12 protein-coding genes and 1 pseudogene are annotated in these 19,248 nt (G+C 56.8%); 4 read left to right on the top strand and 9 right to left on the bottom strand.

Annotated elements, in window-relative coordinates; all coding sequences use genetic code 11:
- Positions 1 to 41: 41 nt before the first annotated feature.
- From B9H00_RS16975 to B9H00_RS13890, 5 genes are all read right to left on the bottom strand, one after another.
- Positions 42 to 1,583 (bottom strand): DNA-processing protein DprA, encoded by a 1,542-nt coding sequence (locus B9H00_RS16975; RefSeq protein WP_086901156.1) that lies wholly within the window; start codon positions 1,581 to 1,583, stop codon positions 42 to 44.
- Positions 1,583 to 3,697 (bottom strand): RecQ family ATP-dependent DNA helicase, encoded by a 2,115-nt coding sequence (locus tag B9H00_RS13905; RefSeq protein WP_086901155.1) that lies wholly within the window; start codon positions 3,695 to 3,697, stop codon positions 1,583 to 1,585. The genes B9H00_RS16975 and B9H00_RS13905 overlap by 1 nt, the downstream gene beginning before the upstream one ends.
- A gap of 26 nt (positions 3,698 to 3,723) precedes the next feature.
- Entirely contained in the window at positions 3,724 to 7,437 is a 3,714-nt protein-coding gene (gene brxC / locus B9H00_RS13900) for a BREX system P-loop protein BrxC (protein ID WP_086901154.1), read from the bottom strand.
- A 91-nt stretch (positions 7,438 to 7,528) separates the two neighbouring features.
- Positions 7,529 to 8,137: a DUF1788 domain-containing protein gene (locus tag B9H00_RS13895; RefSeq protein WP_086901153.1), complete on the bottom strand. Its 609-nt coding sequence runs from the start codon at positions 8,135 to 8,137 to the stop codon at positions 7,529 to 7,531.
- A 122-nt stretch (positions 8,138 to 8,259) separates the two neighbouring features.
- Positions 8,260 to 8,799 carry a DUF1819 family protein gene (locus tag B9H00_RS13890; protein ID WP_236944292.1) on the bottom strand — a complete coding sequence of 180 codons (540 nt, stop codon included), beginning with the start codon at positions 8,797 to 8,799 and terminating at the stop codon, positions 8,260 to 8,262.
- Between the two features lie 720 nt (positions 8,800 to 9,519).
- On the opposite strand from B9H00_RS13890, the gene B9H00_RS13885 reads away from it, so the two are divergent.
- Positions 9,520 to 11,376 carry a 3'-5' exonuclease gene (locus B9H00_RS13885; protein ID WP_086901151.1) on the top strand — a complete coding sequence of 619 codons (1,857 nt, stop codon included), beginning with the start codon at positions 9,520 to 9,522 and terminating at the stop codon, positions 11,374 to 11,376.
- A 38-nt stretch (positions 11,377 to 11,414) separates the two neighbouring features.
- Here B9H00_RS13885 and B9H00_RS13880 read toward each other — a convergent pair whose 3' ends face one another.
- From B9H00_RS13880 to B9H00_RS13870, 4 genes and pseudogenes are all read right to left on the bottom strand, one after another.
- On the bottom strand, positions 11,415 to 12,764 hold the full coding sequence (locus B9H00_RS13880; RefSeq protein WP_086901150.1) for a tyrosine-type recombinase/integrase: 1,350 nt from the start codon (positions 12,762 to 12,764) through the stop codon (positions 11,415 to 11,417).
- A gap of 378 nt (positions 12,765 to 13,142) precedes the next feature.
- Positions 13,143 to 13,190: pseudogene (locus B9H00_RS17225) on the bottom strand (hypothetical protein); the annotation flags it as partial.
- Positions 13,190 to 13,441 (bottom strand): GNAT family N-acetyltransferase, encoded by a 252-nt coding sequence (locus B9H00_RS16965; RefSeq protein ID WP_211329581.1) that lies wholly within the window; start codon positions 13,439 to 13,441, stop codon positions 13,190 to 13,192. The gene B9H00_RS16965 and the pseudogene B9H00_RS17225, both read right to left, overlap by 1 nt.
- A gap of 50 nt (positions 13,442 to 13,491) precedes the next feature.
- Positions 13,492 to 14,418: a LysR family transcriptional regulator gene (locus B9H00_RS13870; protein ID WP_086901149.1), complete on the bottom strand. Its 927-nt coding sequence runs from the start codon at positions 14,416 to 14,418 to the stop codon at positions 13,492 to 13,494.
- Positions 14,419 to 14,601: 183 nt separating this feature from the next.
- On the opposite strand from B9H00_RS13870, the gene B9H00_RS13865 reads away from it, so the two are divergent.
- From B9H00_RS13865 to B9H00_RS13855, 3 genes are all read left to right on the top strand, one after another.
- The gene (locus tag B9H00_RS13865; protein ID WP_086901148.1) at positions 14,602 to 15,666 is read left to right on the top strand and encodes a 4-oxalomesaconate tautomerase; all 1,065 of its coding nucleotides are present in this window, start codon (positions 14,602 to 14,604) and stop codon (positions 15,664 to 15,666) included.
- 430 nt (positions 15,667 to 16,096) lie between these two features.
- Complete coding sequence (locus B9H00_RS13860) at positions 16,097 to 17,146, top strand: type 2 periplasmic-binding domain-containing protein (RefSeq protein ID WP_236944291.1); 1,050 nt, start codon at positions 16,097 to 16,099, stop codon at positions 17,144 to 17,146.
- Positions 17,147 to 17,200: 54 nt separating this feature from the next.
- Positions 17,201 to 19,162 (top strand): tripartite tricarboxylate transporter permease, encoded by a 1,962-nt coding sequence (locus B9H00_RS13855; RefSeq protein ID WP_086901147.1) that lies wholly within the window; start codon positions 17,201 to 17,203, stop codon positions 19,160 to 19,162.
- Positions 19,163 to 19,248: the final 86 nt, after the last annotated feature.

The raw sequence follows: 19,248 nt of genomic DNA, 5'->3' as shown, positions 1-19,248 counted from the left end.
GCGAACCGAGAATGCCGAATCTTGTCATCCACGGTATCGACTTATTCCGTTATCACTTGATACCGGGCCGGTCGGTTCAGCTTTTTCACCCGACCCTCTTCGACGGCCTGCTTCAGCCAAGTGTTCACCTGGGTCTTGTGCAGGCCTGTCTCGGTAATGATGTCGTCAACGGCTTTGGGAGTCTGGGCCAGCCGTTGCAGCTTGCGCAGAAACAGTTGATAGAAGTCGATCTGCTCGGGCTCGAAATTGGTCTCACGGCTCTCGGTGATCGATTCAGTCATTGGCCGTTCTGGTTCTTTCGAATCAGCCGTCTCGGTGATTACCTGTTCCGGTGCTGCTGACTGAGTGACATCTTGGGCCTTTTGATCACTGGCGTTGCCGCTACCAAAAAGATCGGGGTAAGGGACCGTGGCAAGTTTCGTAGCGCTCTCTTCATGCCACCCGGCTTCAGGTTCTTCAGCAGAAGGTGCAACGTTTGACTCTTCGGTCTCGGATTTTTGCTGAGCCTCATTTGCCATGGTGTCAGCGACTGTGGACAGCCCGTCGTAGATCACTGTCTTGTCTGGCTCACTTTCACTAGGCTCGGTACCGAGGCCGGACTCCTGAAGCAAAACAGAGTCTGGCTGATCCAGCGTTTCTTGAAAGAGCTGTGTTCTGGCAGGAGCCAATAACGAGCCGATATCCAGCCGTTCGATCCTCTCTTCGCACCAGGCACCGCCTGCGTTCACCAATGCCTGATTGCCGGCCTCGGTATCATGTGTGGGCTTCACCCAGAGTGGTACCCAGCTCTTCTTGAGGCTTTCTTCTGCCCCTGCCTTGGTGCCACCACTACTGCCTGAGTGCACCACCACGGCAGCATCTGCCAGACAATAGATGTACTTGTTGCGCCCCATGGCATTGCCGGTGTTGAAACTCGCTTCCGGGTAATAGGGCGAAACCAACACCAGGCCACCACTCATCAGACCCTGGCGCCACTGCTTGGAAGTCGCTGCCTTGAGGAGCCCTTCACTAAGGATGCCGATGACGGGGCCGCCTTCCTGAATGGCTCCTTGCATGGCAGCCTCATCGATACCGCGCGCCCCGCCGGACACAACACCAATACCTGCTTGAGTGGCCTTGGCGCCAAGCCTTTGAGCATAGGTCAGATCCTCATTATCCGACTTGCGAGAGCCCACCACAGCCAGACCACCAGCGTTGAGCAGACCCGCGTTACCACAGCCATACAAGACAGGGGGAGCGGCATGTTTCAGACGCTTTTTCAAACGCTTGGGATAGCTAGGGTCCGAACGGGTGACAATCCACAAGCCCGAGCGCTGCCATTTCTCCAAAGCCAGCGCCATGCTGCTGCCACGCTGTAGCAGAGCCTCCAGCCGATCACGAGGAATCTTCTCATCACTCCACTTACCCAGCACCCAAGGTGCGGTATGATTCAGCAGATCCCCTGGGGCGTGATTTTTTTCATGCAGCCATTGAGCAAAACGTCCCCACTCGATGGGGGTCAGCGGTTTAGGTGCCCCCTTGACAGGCTTGCTGAAATAGCTGGTCAACAACAGGGTTGCCTGAGCGGCAGTCGAAAGGGTCATCAATCACTCACCGAGCTGGATGCCAGGGCCACAGGATAGACAGGCCCCGTACCGGCACGCTGCAGGAGCGCGGCGATCACGGTCATCGTCCAACCTGAGTCCACGATATCATCGACCAGCAGCACGGCTTCTCTCGGTAGCTCGTTGGTTACCTCGAAGACGCCATCCAAGTTACGGCACTGGTGGAAGCGGTTCTGCTGGGCCTTCTGGGGCTCATTGTGCCTGATTTTGTAAACCGCTTTGACGTAGCGCAGCCCTAGCCGATTAGCCAGCCGCCAGGCGAACTCCGGCACCAGATGTGGGTGGTTGAGAGAAGGTACGGCACACACCCAGCCGGGTTGGGGCTGCGGCTGCCAGCGCTGCACGATCATTTCGGCCATGGCCTCGATCAGCTCGTCGCTGAATCGGCCCTGATGCTTTTCCTGCTTGACTCGCTTCCCCCATCCACCATCGTTCCAGCGCGACAGCACGCGCCCCTCCTGCGTCTGTAGGCTTGGGGGTAGGTTGCCGCGAAAGCCATACTGCTGGAACGCATTGGCGGCAACCTGCTTTCTTGGTTTGATGGGCATCTCGGCGTGGCGCTGAAAGGTCGCGGCCTGGTGCGTCAACTGCGGATCAAGGTGGGTTGGCACCAACTGCTGCCCCAAACAATTGGCACACCGGCCACAGGGCTCACTTTGAGGATCGTCCAGTGCACGGCGTAGAAAGTTCATCAAACAGCCCGTGGTGTTGATGTAGTCGTTAACCTGCTGCCACTCCTGCTGGCGAATCTCTGTCAGGTGGCGGATGCGTTGGTGATCCGGCTGATAAGCGACCGGCGTGCGTCGCCATACACTGCCATCCTTGATGACCGGTGCAGGCGACTCCACACTAAGGATCTTCAAGGTTTTGTCGATCTGACTACGCCTGAGATTGGCGTTTTGCTCAATGCTTGGCACCGACAAACCGTCGAAGTGGTCGAGGGTATCGAGAACCGTGCCGATTTCTTGATCCGAAGGAAAGGCCGAGCGCCGAAAGTAATCGTGGATATCGTCATCCTCATGGCCAGCGATCAGAACGCCCAAGGCGGAATCGATGGCCCGCCCCGCTCGCCCGACCTGCTGGTAGTAAGCGACGATGGAGCCAGGCGCCTGGTAATGAATGACGAAGCTGAGATCCGGCTTGTCATAACCCATGCCCAGTGCCCCCGTGGCAACCAGCACCTTGATCTCATTACGAAGCAGCCGGTTTTCCAGGTACTCGCGATAGCGGTTCTTGTCGGTCAGGCCATTCGCCTGTAGCCACTGCGGAGGACTGACGTCAGAATAGTAAGCACTGGCCTCGACGCCATTACGCTGCAGCCACTCAGCCACCTCTTCAGCATCGCGAGTCGTTAGCGTGTAAACGATCCCGGTTCCCGGCAAGCTGGGAATCACCTGCGCCAGCCAAGCGAGACGAGAGGCCTGGTCCGGTAGCGTCATCGACTGCAGCACTAGGCTCTCACGGCCCAGAGGGCCACGTTGAATCAGGATGTCCCCCAGTTGATTGCGGATATCTTCAATGACCCGATCATTGGCGGTTGCCGTAGTACCCAGCACCGGCACCCCGGGCGGAAGCTGTCGAAGTATATCCACGATGCGCCGGTAGTCCGGTCGGAAATCATGCCCCCAATCGGAAATGCAATGCGCCTCATCGATTACCAGCAGGCCGATATGATCGGCAACGGGCATCAGCACGGTCCGTACAAAGTTATCGTTGGATAGACGCTCCGGAGAAATTAGCAAACAGTCGACCTGACCAGCGAACAATGCTCTCTTTATGGACTCTTCTTCATGAGAATTCGTCGAGTTGATGGTGGCGGCACGAATACCCAGCCGCTGGGCCGACTCGATCTGGTTGCGCATCAGCGCCAGCAACGGTGAGATGATGATGGTGATGCCGACGCCACGATCGCGCAGTATCCGCGTACTGATGAAATAAACTGAGCTCTTGCCCCAGCCAGTGCGCTGCACCACCAGCAGTTTTTGGCGCTGATTGACCAGTGCATCTATGGCCTCCCACTGACCCGGGCGAAATGAGGCAGCCCCATCGCCAAGTGCAGCCTTGAGTAGCTGTTCGGCTTGTTGTTTATCCATGCCCTTTTCCCTTCAGATCACTTGTTTCAGCGCAGGCGAATTCGCTTATTAGCTTGGACAGCGTCATCGAGCTCGCGCTTGAGAGCATCCAAAAAGGTATCGACCTCCTGCTGGCTCTCTAGGTAGACCCCTTCATGAGTACGGCTGAGCACCTGACTGACGCTGACATTGGCCACCAGTTTGGGTGCGGCCACCGGGGTGGGTTCACGCACTTCACCGGGTGGCGCATCGGTATCGCCACTGCTATTACCTTGGGGTGAGCCGCTGTCACCGGCAGGCTTGGCGTCCCCGCCTGACTGGCCACCATAATTCACCGTCTTGCGCGAGGCGCGCTGGCGTTCGGCTTCGACCTGCTGTTCGCGGTGGAGCTCGTCGAGGCTCTCCTGCTCACGGTCATTGGCGGTATCGCCCTGCAACAGGTAGATCTGCGCGATACTGGGTGCGTTTTCGATGTCCTGCTTAAGCAGCTGCAGCGGACGCAGCAGACGGTTACTGAATTCCGGCGTGCCAATGCCACTTCTGACGATCTCGGCACTGACCCGGGCGATGCGCTTGTCGATCAGGCCGATGGCATGCTCGCGTTTCTGCTCCAGCAGTTTGGTGTTGGTCTCATCAACAGTGTGAATCAACCCGGATACCTTCTGCAGCATGGCGTAGGGCGCTTCAGAGGCGTAGATGCGGTCCAACTCAGTAAGGGCAGCCTTCACCTCGGGCGCCTTCTCCAGCGCAGGACGATTGGGCTGGAACCGCGTCAATTCCTGCTCTAGCTGCTTCCAGGTGTTGAGCTGCTTGGTGAAGAACTCGTGGAGGTCACGGTACTCCTCTTCGAGGTCAAGTAGATCCTTCTGCTGATCGACCACTGCCTTGAAGAAGTCAAAGCTGTTGTCGATACGCAGCAGCCGTTCGACCTCCTTGAGGGTGCTATCGATGGAGGCACGCCCGGGAAAACGACCTATCTCAGTCTTGCTGCGGTAGGCCTCCAGGTCCTTTTTCCACGCTCTGAACTGCTCGATGTAAAAGGTATAGAGCTCAGTCTCATCGGAGGGCCCAAGCCTGGTGAAGAGGTCCTTGGTGAGGTTGCGCACCTGGCGCATTACGGCATCGTCGGTCTGGCGTTTCTTCTGGATTCGCACCTCGCTACGCCGCCGACTGTTATTGAGCAGCTCGAAAGCTTCCTTGTCGGGCAGCGCCGGGCCAGCGGTGTGGAAAGTAAGGCGGCCCACGGCATATAGCCGCCCAAGCATCAGCAGGGTTTCATCTAACGGCCAGCCAAAGGGGCGATCGTTAAATCGCTCAAGCAGCGGGACAAGCGGCACCGGCTCGCCACCGTGCAGGCTGATGTACTGTTCCACCTCACGAATTGCCTGGGGGTTGCTCTCCTCGCCATCGAGCTCGATGGCCTGCTGACCGATGTCGTCAGCGGTCATCACGGCGAGCAGCTCGCGCATGGGATCGGGAGCGCTCACCTGCAAGTAGCCGAGCTTGCTGTAGGTATTCTCCAGCAGGTACTGGCAGGCATCGTCGAGGCGGCTATTCAGGCTGCTCCTGTTGATGTCGAGCTTCTGACCCAAAGCGTAGACGTCGGCATCCAGCAGCATCTCCTCCAAGCGTACCAGCAGGCGTTTGCGGCGCTCCTGATTCTCACGGCCACGATCGGCGAGAATGCGTTCCACGCTGCTGTCGCCGGAAGCGGCGTTCAGGCGGATATATTTTTCGGTCCTGATGACGGTGCGCAGATCGTCAAAGAAGGCCTTGTTGTCGCCGAGCCGGATCACCACCTGGCCCTGGTTTTCGTTGCTGCGGTGGATGCAACCTGCTTCACCGTTCTGGACCGAGTAGCTCTGGACGTAGTCGATATCCAGGGGAGAGACTACCTCAACGCGTAGCTGACTCTGGAAGCGGCCATCGATAGTATGACCATCCAGATAACGGCCTATGGTGTAATCGGTCTTGTTGAGCGGGTAGCGGTACTTATTGCGATCGCGCAGGCGGTCCTTGTAGATCATCTCGGCCAGCAGCTTGTTCTCGTCGCCACTGGTGATCTCGGTGCCCTTGATCTTGCGCGTGATGTCGCGCTCCTCGTTGGTTAGGAACAGGTACTCCTCGCCGTTACGCGTGACCAGGCTCTCTTTCTCCAATCGCGCCAGAGTGCCCTCCAAGCGCTCGCGGATCGCCAAGCGGTCGTCGTCGATGCGCGTAATAGAAAGCGTCACCAAATTGTCGAGAGTGCCCTTGACCAGATCCACATAGCGAATCATGAACAAGGTGCGCAGGATCTCCACGTCGAAGTTGTCCAGCGCCGCGTTCTCGCTGGCCTGATCTATGGTGCGCTTGACTGCGGTGTCGAGAAACCCCTCCACGGCACGGTAGAAATTGTGCATCGGCACCAGGGCACCGATCTCCTCATCGCCTACTGCCTTGGCGGCCATCTGGAAGGCGTCGAGCATGGAACGCTCACCGTAGGCCAAGTGCGCTCCGGTGGCGCCGACCTTGCGGATTTCCTCGAAGATTTTCTGAACCAGCTGAAAGTGGTACGGCACGAAGGGGTAGTTGGCGACGAAGCTTTCTACGCCGTCAACATTTCTGAGCGTAGGGCCGGAGCGGTCGAAGGTGAGCTGGTTGCGCAGGACTGCGCCCTTGGCCTCGAACACTTGAGCCAGCTCGCCGCTGGCCTCCGGGGTCTTGGCCAGCAGGCGCTTGCGGATCACCTCGTCGGAGTTGGAGCTCGACAGCGACAGACGGGTCTTGAAGCGTCCGGCGATCTTGGAGAAGTCGTTGGCCTTGGAAGAGGTCATCTCACCGAGCACGGCATCCATGTCGGCCTGAGAGGTAACCACGATCCAGGCACGGCCGCCGCAAATGGTGCCGAGGTTCTCGGTCAGCGTCTGCAGGGTCAGCATCAGCCGGGTGTTGCTGCCGATGAACTGGCCCACCTCGTCGACCATGAAGACGATACGCTGGGTCGGGGATTTCGCGTCCAGGTACTCCTTCACCCAGCGGCAGAAGTTCTCCACCGAGACACTGAATGTCTCCTCGGAGTCCTCAAACCACTTGTGGGCCGCCTCCGGAGATAAGTCCAACACCTGACTGATCGCCAGCTCGATGTCGTCCTGGTAGAACTGAAAGCCATCACGCTCCTCTTCCCAGATCATGCCGCTGGCCTCCTGGAAGGCGGCCTTGAAGCGTTCCAGCGCGCCGCGCTGGGCCAGGTGGCGCTCCATATGAGCGATATGAGGGTGATCGCCGCTGAAGCCCTGGTATTCGTTAAATACCCGTAGAAAGACGTTAAGGATCGGGTTGCCGCCGTCGTTGGAGCTCGCCTTGCTGTCAATGTTGAACAGGATGACGTCGGCCGGCTGTTGCACCGCCTTGGTGACGTCGGCGCGAATCATCGGGTCTTGAAGCTTGTGCTCATCGAAAAAGTCAGCGGCGCGACGATGATTAGCGGCCTCGTCCGCGGCCTCGATATTGGCCAGCAGATACGAGAGAGCCTTGAGAAAGTGTGACTTGCCCGAGCCGAAGAACCCCGAGATCCACACGCCGACGCGGTTGGAAATGGAAGGGTCGCTGAGCGGCGTGGCGTAGGACTCAAAGAAGGCACGGAAGTGCTTCTCCAGCTCATTCGTCACCACGTACTCATCGAGCTCCTGGTAGATAGTCTCGCGATCATTCTGGTCGGCCTTCACCACTCCGTTGATGGGGCGGCTCAGAGATTTCTGGAAAAGTTCCTGGATACGCATGTCCGATCGATACCTTAACGGGCAGCGCCTTGCCCTGGAAACTGGGCAAGGTGCTCAAAAACGGGATAAAAGGCAGCAAAACTGCCGACCATCATCGGGGCACCAGCGAAAAAGCGCGATAGTAGTGATTGCTGGCAATTTGGTTGAACAGGGCCAGGCTCTGCCCGTCGTAACGACCAGGATAGAAGAGCACTAACGGCTTGTGGCCGAGTCTGCCGTGTAGCGCATTGAGTAAGCTGTGGGCGCGCATCACCGGCCAGACGCTACCCAAGCCTGACAATAGAACGATATCAGGATCGTCCGACAGGGCATGCATCAGAAAGGGCGCGAACTTATCCATGTGTAGTGGGCCACGAAGCGCCTTGAGTAGAGGGTCATCACCTTTCTTCTGCTGCATGGCGATGGCCTTGTCGAGGAAACCACGCTCCTGAAGGTAATCGCGCAGAACGCGCAACAGGTTGACATGGTCGACCGTCAGTTCGCTGTGTTGGCGGTCCAGCACCCCTTTCAGAAAGGTCAGGTACTCGCGTACCTGCAACTCGTATTCGGGCGGATAGTCGAAGATCCAGAAGCCAATTTCATTACCCAGCCCCTGACTGGATAGAAAAGCTGGGCTGGTGATCTTCTCGGCAATCTGGTTAAGACGGTCCTTCAGGTGGGGATCATTTCGGTAAACCCCGTTCTGTGTAGATGCTGACATGCGACTTTTATTCCTGCGTCTGAGCATCCCTTTATAGTTTCAGGGAGTTCTACGTACTGCCATTTGGCGATGCCATGGCTGATATACCGGCATGGTATTGCCCCTCGACTCTTTGGCGCAGTTTATCGCGGGCGCAAGATATTCAGGCAATTCTGGATACGGGCCAAACGATGATCCTCCAGCAAAGACATCACCTCGGGCCGTACCATAAGCGGTCGTAACGTCCGGTTACGTACATCAGTTATTAAACCAACTTCGCTAAGCATGCGAAATACCACCTGCCCCATCTTTCTTCGAGAGGAAGCAGCCCATCCAGCAATGGCTGGATCGCGGAAAGTACGCTCTTCAAGAAAGTCATGCCACTGATAGGGCTCCAGACTTTCTGTCTGAGTAACGAAGGCATCGGCTACTACCGTCTCCAGGAATTCCACCAGTAACAAATTGCGCGCCAAGGCGGCACAGAAAGCGACCTGGGTAGCCAACTGGTCGTCACCATCACGCAATGCTTGCCAGAACGGCGATTCCAGTTTCTCAAGGCGCTTACGGATCGCCTGAGTCATGCGCTTTGCAGTGGCGGGACGCGCCTTCTGCAGGCGGTTTTCCTCATGGATTGCCACCTTCCAGGCAGCCTGATCGACCCCCGACAGCATTAGATTCGCCACGATGCGGCTCTCTCTAACCATCAGTGAGCCACCGATAAGATCGGAGTTGTAATGAAAGCTATACACGTTTGTGTTTACGAGCCTCTACATAGACATAAATAAAAAAGTTATGAGGCAACTAACGATCCTTTTGTTACACCTCTGCTCTTCATGGGGAAGGCATCTTTAAATCCCACACGTTAAGCATTCTTGGAATGCTTTCAAAACTTGCCTCGTAGCCTGGTCAGGCACATTAGTAACCATACGAACAACGCCAGTACGTATGCATATCGAACCAGAATATCGCTTCATCAGGCGTCTGAAGCTGTCCGGCCACGAGGAGGTAGTACAGCCCGACCACTTATTCGTAAAGCCTCGGCCGTCAGCTGTTTTCGGCACCTCGTCAGCCTTGCAGCGATGACAATATCTAGGAGCGCGGTTAGCGATACGCAGCAACAGCTTCTCCCATTCGGCTTTGAGCTTATTGGCATGTTCTCTACAGGCCGCCAGCACCTGCTGCCCTAGCAGGCTCAAGGCAAGGCCGCACTCCAGTCGCTGTAGCATGATGATACACGCTGGACCGAGGCAGACGCAGTCGATTCCAACAGATCTACCAAAGACCAAACCGTATTTGGCGAGACCACTTCAGACGTTGCTTATTCAGGGGTATATTCATGCCAACGGCTCAGATTTGAGCCATTGCCGCAATGAAACATTCATTCCCTGACGGAACAGCGCCACATGGCCACCATCATTCCAGCATTGAGCACTCTTTCGGGCATGACTGCCGGCGAACGTCGCTTTGGCCAGCGGCTCGAGAGCCTACTGGAGGATGATTACACCGTCTGGTACGACATTCCGCTTGGGCGTCAGCGCCGCTACCCGGACTTCATTGTTCTGCACCCCGGACGAGGCCTTCTTTTTCTGGAGGTGAAGGACTGGAAAGTCGATACCATCAAAGCGGTAAACGCCAACGAATTTGTCCGTGAAACCAACGGTGGCCGAAAGAGTGATCCCAACCCGCTTATCCAAGCGCGCCAATGCGCTTTCGCGGCTATCGATCAGCTCAAGCGGGATCCTCAGCTGACTCAGACGAAGGAACGTTATCAGGGCAGGCTGTGCTTTCCCTATGGGTACGGTGCCGTTCTCACCAATATCACCCGCCGCCAGTTGAACCAGCTTCTTGACGAAGAAATACAGGAGAATGTACTGCCCGCAAGCCGCGTGATCTGCAAGGATGAGATGCTACCTACAGCTGATCCAGAGCTGTTTCAACAGCGTCTGTGGGACATGTTCGATTACCAGTTTGGCGAAAAGCTGACACTGCCTCAGATTGACCGGATTCGCTGGCGGCTTTTCCCGGAAGTTCGTATCGATGCCCCTGCTCAGGACCTTTTCGATGACGATGATTCGGAAGACAACGAGAAACCAGCGGATACTATTCCCGATATCGTCCGTGTCATGGATATCCAGCAGGAGCAACTGGCCAGAAGCATGGGTGATGGCCACCGCGTGATTCATGGCGTTGCCGGCTCCGGCAAGACCTTGATTCTCGGCTATCGCTGCCTATACCTAGCACAGGCGGTTCAAAAGCCGATATTGGTGCTTTGCTTCAACATCACACTGGCGGCGCGGCTGCGCTGCTTCATTGCTGAGAAAGGTATCGAAGACAAGGTCAGGGTTCACCACTTCCATGACTGGTGCAGCCTGCAGTTGAAGACCTATAGCGTGGATCTTATACCTGGCAAGGAGCCGGCCTATGAGCGACAGGTGAAAAGCGTAATTAAGGGCGTAGAGCAGTCACAAATTCCGCGGGCACAGTACAGTGCGTTGATGATTGATGAGGGGCATGACTTCGAGCAGGACTGGCTCAAGCTGGTTGTGCAAATGATCGACCCGGAGATCAACTCTCTTCTCATGCTCTATGACGATGCCCAGTCCATCTATCAGAAAAGCTCACTGAAATTTCCGCTTTCCGCTGCAGGCATTCAAGCGCGCGGGCGTACCACCATTCTCAAGCTCAACTATCGCAACACTCGAGAAATCCTGACGTTCGCCTATGACTTTGCCAAGGACTTCATTCAGGCGCATGACGCTGATGAGGATCATGTTCCACTGATCGCCCCCGAAGTAGCCGGCGTCAACGGCCCTCCTCCTGCATTTCGCAGATTTCCAACGCCAGCCGATGAGGCGAGTTACATGGTGCGCTGCATCAAGGCATGGCAGGGACAAGGCACTGAACTCAGCAGTATCGCCATCATTTATGCCAACCATGCTCAGGGCCGCCGATACCACAACGCGCTTAAAGCCGCCGGCGTTCCCAGTAGCTGCCTGCAGTCTACTGCTGACAAGCGTGCCTATGACCCGCAGGCCAATCAGGTTGTGTTGCTCAGCCGGCAGAGCAGCAAGGGGCTGGAATTCGATACTGTCATTCTTGGCGGGATCGGAGAACTGGCGGACGATGAGGACAAGCTGGCGCAGGAAGCACGCCTGCTCTATGTCGGCATGACACGGGCACGTCGAAGGCTACTGGTCACCGGCAGCGGCAACAACTGGTTTGCTGATAGGCTTCGTGAGATGAGTTCGGCTCAAGGTTGATCCATAGGCGTTTATATTTTGAAAAAGAACAACGAAAGCTAATTTTTATGGCTCATAAACACCACATTACCTTCAGGCGATGTTTCCGTTATCTCTGCCATAGTGCTTCCCCACTTCTCCCATACATCGATTTGTATCTGATAGCGCTTACCCTTGTTGTAGGTACCCACCAGTCTTGGCGGAACATGGGCCAGCATCGCATCTACCAGCAAAGGATCGGCCATAAAGGTCTCCGTCCACATGGTCGCTACCGAGCGTCTTAAATCATGAACAGTGAAATGCTCCAGTTGATAGAGCGGCGCCGAATCTTCATGATCCTTGCGGCTACGGCCCTGCAGTCTGGCAACGGCTGTAGTGATGGTGTCGTAATGAATGGGCTTTGCAGCATCACGAGACGACTCAAAAACGAACTCGCTTTTTGAAAGCCGATGCTGTTCAGCCAGTATCACTAGTGCCAGTGCTGACAGGTGCACTTTGTGCTCACGTCCACTCTTGGTGCGCTCGGCGGGTATCGTCCATGTATCCTTTTTCACTTCTACCCAACGCATTGCTGCAACCTCGGCGCGACGTGCACCGGTCAACAGCAGCAGCTTGATCGCATTGGCGACTGAAGCAGACAGCACTACAGAAGAAGCCACACCATCCAGCACTATCTGCTTTTCATCGATAGCTTCCCACAGCGCCTTCAGCTCTGGCAGCTTGAGGTAGCGCTCCCGAGGTTTGCCCGGGCGGGCTTTGATTTTCGCAGGTTTGAGGCCGGCAGCTGGGTTGTCCTCTATCTGTTCACGGTCTTCGCAATAGTCCAGCAGTTGACGCAACAGAGTGAGGCATTGGCGCCCTTCCTCTCTGGCCCTGGTAGCCACCTGCTCCAATACTTCGATCAGATATCTTCGCGACATGTCGCGTACATACGCTCCGCCCAGCGGCTTTTCCAGATATAGCCGCCAGCGCCCTCTTTGCTTAGATACAGTTCGCTCGGTAGGTACCTTGCCAGACCGACTCGGTGAAGACGCATAGAATTCGATCCAGCGATCAAACGCCTCACTCATGGTCCAGGCAGCTTGATTGCGAGCTTTCTCGGCCTTGCGATGCTTTCGTGGATCAATACCCTGCCTTACCAACTCAGCCGCTTCGCGGTGCTTCTTTCGCGCCTTAGCCAAGCCCATCTGAGGGTAACTACCCAACTGCTGCTCGACGGTCTTATCGACGACTCTGTAGCGATAAAGCCAGCTCTTGGCCTCGCGGTCAGTTCGAGCCTCCAAGGCAAGACCACCATAGCCACCATTCGACACTGCGAGCCGAGCTTTCTTCCTGCCTTCAGGCACAGAGAAATTTTCGATCCCCTTGGAAGTAGTTATTCCCTTGCGTTTCTCCTGTACCTCAGCCACTTACACTCTCCAAAATGTCCGTATTTCGCCCCCAACAGCGCCCCCAACAAGGTTACTGTATAGGGCTGTACGTCGTCAGACAACACTGGACGATCAGTCGAGCAAAATTATACATAAGGTCATGATTTTGATGTGTATTAAAGACGAATCAGGACGAAGTGAGACGCATCTGGATATAGGCCAAAAGCCTAACCTTGACGCTCCTAAGGGGAAGGTCTCAGGTTCGAATCCTGACGGGGGCGCCAGCCCTACCCTCCTGCTTCAGGCCTGATTGTCCTTGATCAGTCGCTTGCCCATTGTCACAACCTCGTTTTCTTCAAAGCCCAGCGCGCCATAGTATTTTTCCAGCGCCGGCTGACCACGACGCACCATCAGCATGATTTTCGGACACCCCCGCTCGAGCAGAAGCCTCTCTGCCTGCTCGATCAGGACACGCCCATGGCCGCATCGCTGACTGCCAGGTAATAGAGACAGCCGCGATGACCGTCAAACCCCACCATGGCAGAGGCCATCACCCGATCATTGTCATCGGTACCGACCAGAAACAGCGCCGGGTCTTCACTGCATTTACGCTCGATGTCCGAAGCGGGATCGTTCCATGGGCGCGTCAGGCCGCAGCGCTGCCAGAGCGCGATGACGGCTTTCTGGTCCTCGGGCCTGAAGGTTCGAATCTGCATGCTGTCGCCCTTCTGAATGAGAGATGTGGTGGGCAGGTTTATCCAAACCACTATCCGGGAATGGAAGGCTCGGTGGTTTCACCATCCGGCGTTCGCCACTGTGACAGCAGGGTTTCAACAAAACGCTCTGCTGCCGGTGACAAATGACTGTTGCGATGACGCACCAGACCCAGCGTTCTGCGAATCACGGGGTCGATCAACAGGCGCTGTATGAGCGTTGCGTGCTCCTGCCTTGGCATGGCCAGACGCGGCACGGCAGCGACCCCCAGCCCGGCCTCGACCATGCCCAGCGACGTCGAAAGATGCTGCACTTCAAAAAACCAGGTCGGCCTGTTTTCCAGAGAAGCCAGCTCGTGGTCAATCAACGTTCGGTTGCCACTGGCGCGCCCGACACCAATCATCCGATGCCGGCTCAATTCACTCCAGCGCACCTGCTTGCGCGAGGCGAACTCATGATCGGACCGACAGGCCAGAACAAACGGCTCCACGACCAGCGGTGTAAATTCGATATCCGGGTGCTGTCCGCTCAGCATGTTGATACCGACATCGGCCTCACCGCTGAGCACGGCTTCCAGCCCCTCGTTGGCGCTTAAATCCAGCAGGCGGATACGAATGTTGGGGTACTGGGCGTTGAAGTCGCGGATGACCGAGGGCAGAAAATAAAAGGCCGCCGTCGGGATACAGGCCAGCGTGATCTGCCCGATCCGGTGTTCCGCCAGGGCCTTGATATTGAAGACGGCGTGATCAAAGTCGTCGATCAGGCGGCGTGCCTGAGGATAAAAATCCCGGCCCACGGAGGTCATGCCGACATGGCGTGTGGTTCTTGAGAGCAGTGAGGTTCCCAGCGCCTGCTCAAGCTTCTGGATACGCCGGCTCAACGCCGGCTGTGACACGTTGAGCGCTTCAGCCGCGGCGTGAAAGCTTTCCAGCTCTACCACCTTCAAAAAAGCCAGTATGTGTTGCAGCTCGTAATGCATTCTTCTGCCCTCCCCACAAAATCTCGGGTTTTGATAATGAGCTTATGCCCCATTACATAGCGACCCTACCGTTTTGATTCTCTAAACGCATCAATAACGCAAACAGTTGCATTGGAACAATAAAAACAGGCATGCGATTTTCACTCCATCTGAAGCTGAACGCTTGCTGCAAGGAATTTACTGATGCATCCCATTCCCTGTGTTTTGATGCGTGGCGGGACTTCCAAGGGGCCCTTTTTCCTCGCCAGCGACCTCCCCGATGATGAAGAGGCCCGTAATGAGCTGCTGTTGCAGATCATGGGTTCGGGCAATGAGCTTGAAATAGATGGCATCGGCGGTGGGTATCCCCAAACCAGCAAGGTTGCCATTGTGGGACCGTCGTCAACCGAAGGCGTCGATGTCGACTATCTGTTCGTACAGGTCATGGTCGAACAGCGACGTGTCGATGTTTCCCCCAACTGCGGCAACATGCTGAGTGCCGTTGGGCCGTTTGCCATCGAAAAAGGGTTGGTTAAACCGTCAGGCGATACCACCTGCGTACGTATTCGCAACGTCAATACCGATACGCTGATAGAGGCCACCGTTCAGACCCCCAACGGGCAGGTTCGCTACGATGGCGATGCCGCCATTGATGGTGTCCCCGGCACTGCCGCTCCCATTCATCTGACGTTTCTCAACGCCATCGGTGCGCGCACCGGCAAGCTGTATCCAACCGGGCAGAGCCGGGATACGTTTGACGGTGTTGAAGTGAGCTGCGTGGATGCGGCCATGCCGATGGTTCTGATCCATGCCTCGTCACTGGGCAAGCGAGGCGATGAAGCCCCGGCCGAGCTGGATGATGACAAGGCCTTCATGACACGGCTAGAGCTGATTCGATGCCAGGCCGGACTGGCGATGGGATTCGGGGATGTCAGTGACAAGGTGATTCCCAAGCCGGTCCTGATCAGCAAAAGCGACGCTCATGCCCCGCTGACCGTGCGCTATTTCATGCCCCATCGCTGCCACAAGGCACTCGCCATTACCGGCGCCGTGGGGCTTGCCATTGCCTGCAGTAACGGGGAAAGCCTGATTCGTGACCTGATCGATCCCGACTCGATCAAGGGAGAGATGGACATTGCACACCCCAGCGGCCGATTGAGTGTGGCCATGACGCCTGATCCCTCCGGGCAGGCGCCGATCTGTTCGCTGCTACGTACGGCCAGACGCCTGTTTAGTGGCGATGTGTTTGTTCCTGACGCCAACGATTAACGATATCCCCTGTCGTATCACCTTCAAGCGCCCTCTCAAGGGCGCTTTTTCATGCCGGCCCTCAAGATTTTCAGGCACCGTCCGGCCCTGATCAGGGCAAATCTATCCGATGGCCTCTTAAACATTGGTATATAGCCGGCCTGAAAATTGGAAACACCGAATTTCCCCTTCTTCACGCCAGGCCCTGATCTGACGGGGCCGATTGAAACCTTTCGCCCATTAATGCAATAGAGACATCAAAACAGCCGATTGAATGCATTGGAATGATCGATGACAACTATGCGAGCTTGTCGCCTAACCACTGCGCCGGGCCTACGCCGTCAGCGCAGAACCCATTAAAAAACCGTGCATGAGGTGAGCGATGTTTGGACGCAAAAAACATCACCCGGGGAAGTTTGGACGAGTGCTGATGCTGGCCCTGGTAACGGCAATGGCATTTCAATCATCGCAGGCTTCGGAAACGGCCAAAACGCCAGTGCCTGACACACTGACGTGGACGGTACCTTTTGGCGTCGGTGGTGGTACCGATGTCTGGGCACGGTTCATGTCCCACTGGGTTGGCGAGTCGCTTGAGAATCACCCTGCCATTGTTATCAACAATGTACCGGGGGGCGGCTCGATTACCGGCGCGAATCTTTTCTATAGCCGCGCTCGCAGCAATGGTGCCGAAATGATCGTCACCTCGGCCTCGACCCAGTACCCGGCCATGCTGAAAGACCCCAGGGTCCGTTTCGATTACAGCCGCTGGACGCCCATTATCGCGGCACCTACCGGTGGGGTGGTGTATGCCCAGTCCAGCATGGGAGATGATCCAAAAAAGGTACTTGAACACCTCCGCCAGCATGAGACCAAGTTCGGCGCCCAGACCCCGACCGGTCTGGAACTGCCAATTCTGCTGGCCTTCGACATGCTGGGCCTGCAGGTAGACCCGGTTTTCGGCATGCGCAGTCGTGGGGAAGGTCGACTGGCCTTTGAACGTGGCGAGGCCGGCATCGATTTTCAGACGACTTCAGCCTATTTCAGCAGCGTGACCCCACTGGTCAAATCGGGGCAGGCCGTTCCTCTGTTTTCACTGGGCGTCATGAACGATGACAACGTCATCGTGCGTGACCCAGCCTTCCCTGATCTGCCCACCTTCAGCGAGCTCTATCTCGCTCAGCCGGGCACCAGCCGTGACGATATGGCGTATCAGGTTTATCACAAGTTTTTCGCTTCGGGATATGCCCTCCAGAAGCTGCTGCTGGTGCCAAAGGATATCGATGCGTCGATGCTTGAGACCTATCGTGATGCAGCCAAGAAACTGGCCAAAGACCCCGAATTCCTGGAAGCCGCGCGTCAGCGTATCGGGCCCTATGACCCGGTCACGGGCGATGTCGCTGCTCGTCAGCTTGAAGCTGCCATGCAGATGAGTCAGGAGCGCCGCCAATGGATCGTCGATTGGCTCAAGCAAAAGCACGACATTCGTGTGGTGACGCAATGAGTCTGAAATTTTCCAGAACAATGACACGGCATCGGGCCATCGAGGACAGTCATCATGCTTGAATCCATGATCTCCGGGATCAGCCAGATCCTGACGGTCTCCCACCTTTTGTATATGTGCCTGGGCGTCTCGGCAGGGCTGCTCGTAGGTATCATTCCGGGCCTGGGCGGGATTGCCGGCATGGCCCTGTTACTGCCCTTTCTCTACGGCATGGAGCCGGGGCTGGCGCTGGGCATGCTGATGGGCATGGTGGCCGTCATTCCGACCGGCGATACCTTCGCCTCGGTCCTGATGGGCATTCCCGGTTCGAGCTCCTCTCAGGCCACCGTCATGGACGGCTTCCCGCTGGCCAAAAAGGGGCAGGCTGCCCGCGCCCTTTCCAGTGCATTTCTGTCGTCACTGTGCGGCGGGGTCATCGGCGCCCTGATTCTGACCGTTTTCATTTTAATGGCTCGACCGCTGGTTCTGGGTTTTTCCTCCTCCGAGCTTTTCGTCCTGACCATGCTGGGTCTGGCCATGGTCGCTGTGCTCTCCGGTGGTCAGCTTTTCAAGGGCATTGCCGCCTGCGGTCTGGGGCTTCTGGTCGGCGCCATGGGTACGGCACCGGCCACGGGCGAATTTCGTCTCAACATGGGCATCGAATACCTGTTTGACGGTATTCCTCTGGTCGTGGTGGGTCTGGGCATTTTCGCCATCCCCGAAATCATTGAACTGATGATTCAAAAAAGCAGCATCGCTCGGGATCAGGCTGGTCTGGGGAAAGGCTGGAAACGTGGCGTTCAGGATGTCTGGCAAAATCGCGGTCTGGTCGCTCGCTGCGCCGGGATCGGCAGTATCATCGGCACCATTCCCGGGCTTGCCGGCTCGGTGGTCGACTGGCTGACCTATGGCTACGCCAGCCGAACGGTCAAGGGCGAAAAACATTTTGGCCAGGGTGATATTCGCGGCGTCATCGCGCCCGAGGCTGCCAACAACGCCTGTGCCTGCGGTGCCATGGTGCCGACACTGTTGTTTGGCGTGCCCGGCTCGGGTACGGCAGCCATTTTCCTTGGTGGCCTTTTGCTGCTGGGTCTTGAGCCCGGTGTCAGCATGATCACCACGCACCTGGACCTGACCTACAACATTATCTGGTCGCTGGCGCTGGCCAACATCCTCGGGGCTGCCTTTTGTCTTTTACTGGCCCGGCCCGTTGCGCAACTGACGCGCGTACCGTTTGCGCTGATCGCGCCGGTCATCACGATGCTGGTGCTGTTTGCCGCCTATCAGGCAACGCGCTCTCTGGGAGACTGGTATGCCCTGATCGCCATAGGCGCCATCGGTCTGCTGTTCAAGCAGGCAGGCTGGTCCAGACCTGCCTTTTTGATCGGCTTTGTACTGGCTCCCGGCGCTGAAACGTATTTCTATCAGAGCATTCAGTTCAATGGTCTGGCAGGATTCATGCGCCCGGGCGTTCTGATCATCCTGTCGCTCACCGCACTGGCGCTGCTCTACCCGCTGGGCAAAAAACTGCTGGCACGTCGCCGCAATACCGCATCTGAAAAGACAGCGACAGCCTCCGTCGTTGAAAAGACGAAGCCGACATGGGGCGTGGTGGACATGATACTGGTGGTGGGCATGCTGTTGATCGCGGCCCTGTCCTGGTATGACGTCCGCGATATTTCCTTCATCGCGCATGTCTTCCCGATGCTCTCCATTGTCTTTCTGGGCGGTGGTGCGCTGGCGGTCGCCATTCAGATTCGAACGGAAGGCGCCCTCCGTGTCGAGCAGCCGGCACTTCAGGGCCTGTGCTGGCTGGCCGGCCTATTGATGGTCGTTGTCGTGGCATCGGTACTAGGCTTTATCAGCACTGCCACCCTGGGCAGCCTCCTTTTCCTGACGTTTGTGGCAAAGTCGCGCTGGCTGACCATCGTGTTGATTACGCTGGGGATTGTGGCCTTCTTGCTCGGCATGCAATCACTTCTGTCACTTCACTATCCTTCAGGCCTGCTGGATGCCCTGATTTTTCCAGCCAGCTGAGGTAAATGACGACGCAAAAAAGCCCCGCCATGTGCGGGGCTTTTTCATGGCATGACCAGGGTCACAGGGCCCTTTCCACAGGCCGG

Origin of the sequence: Kushneria marisflavi, from assembly GCF_002157205.1 — a bacterium.
Classification (GTDB): domain Bacteria; phylum Pseudomonadota; class Gammaproteobacteria; order Pseudomonadales; family Halomonadaceae; genus Kushneria; species Kushneria marisflavi.
The sequence above is the reverse complement of the archived record's forward strand: the minus strand, read 5'-3'. Positions and strand labels throughout refer to the sequence as shown.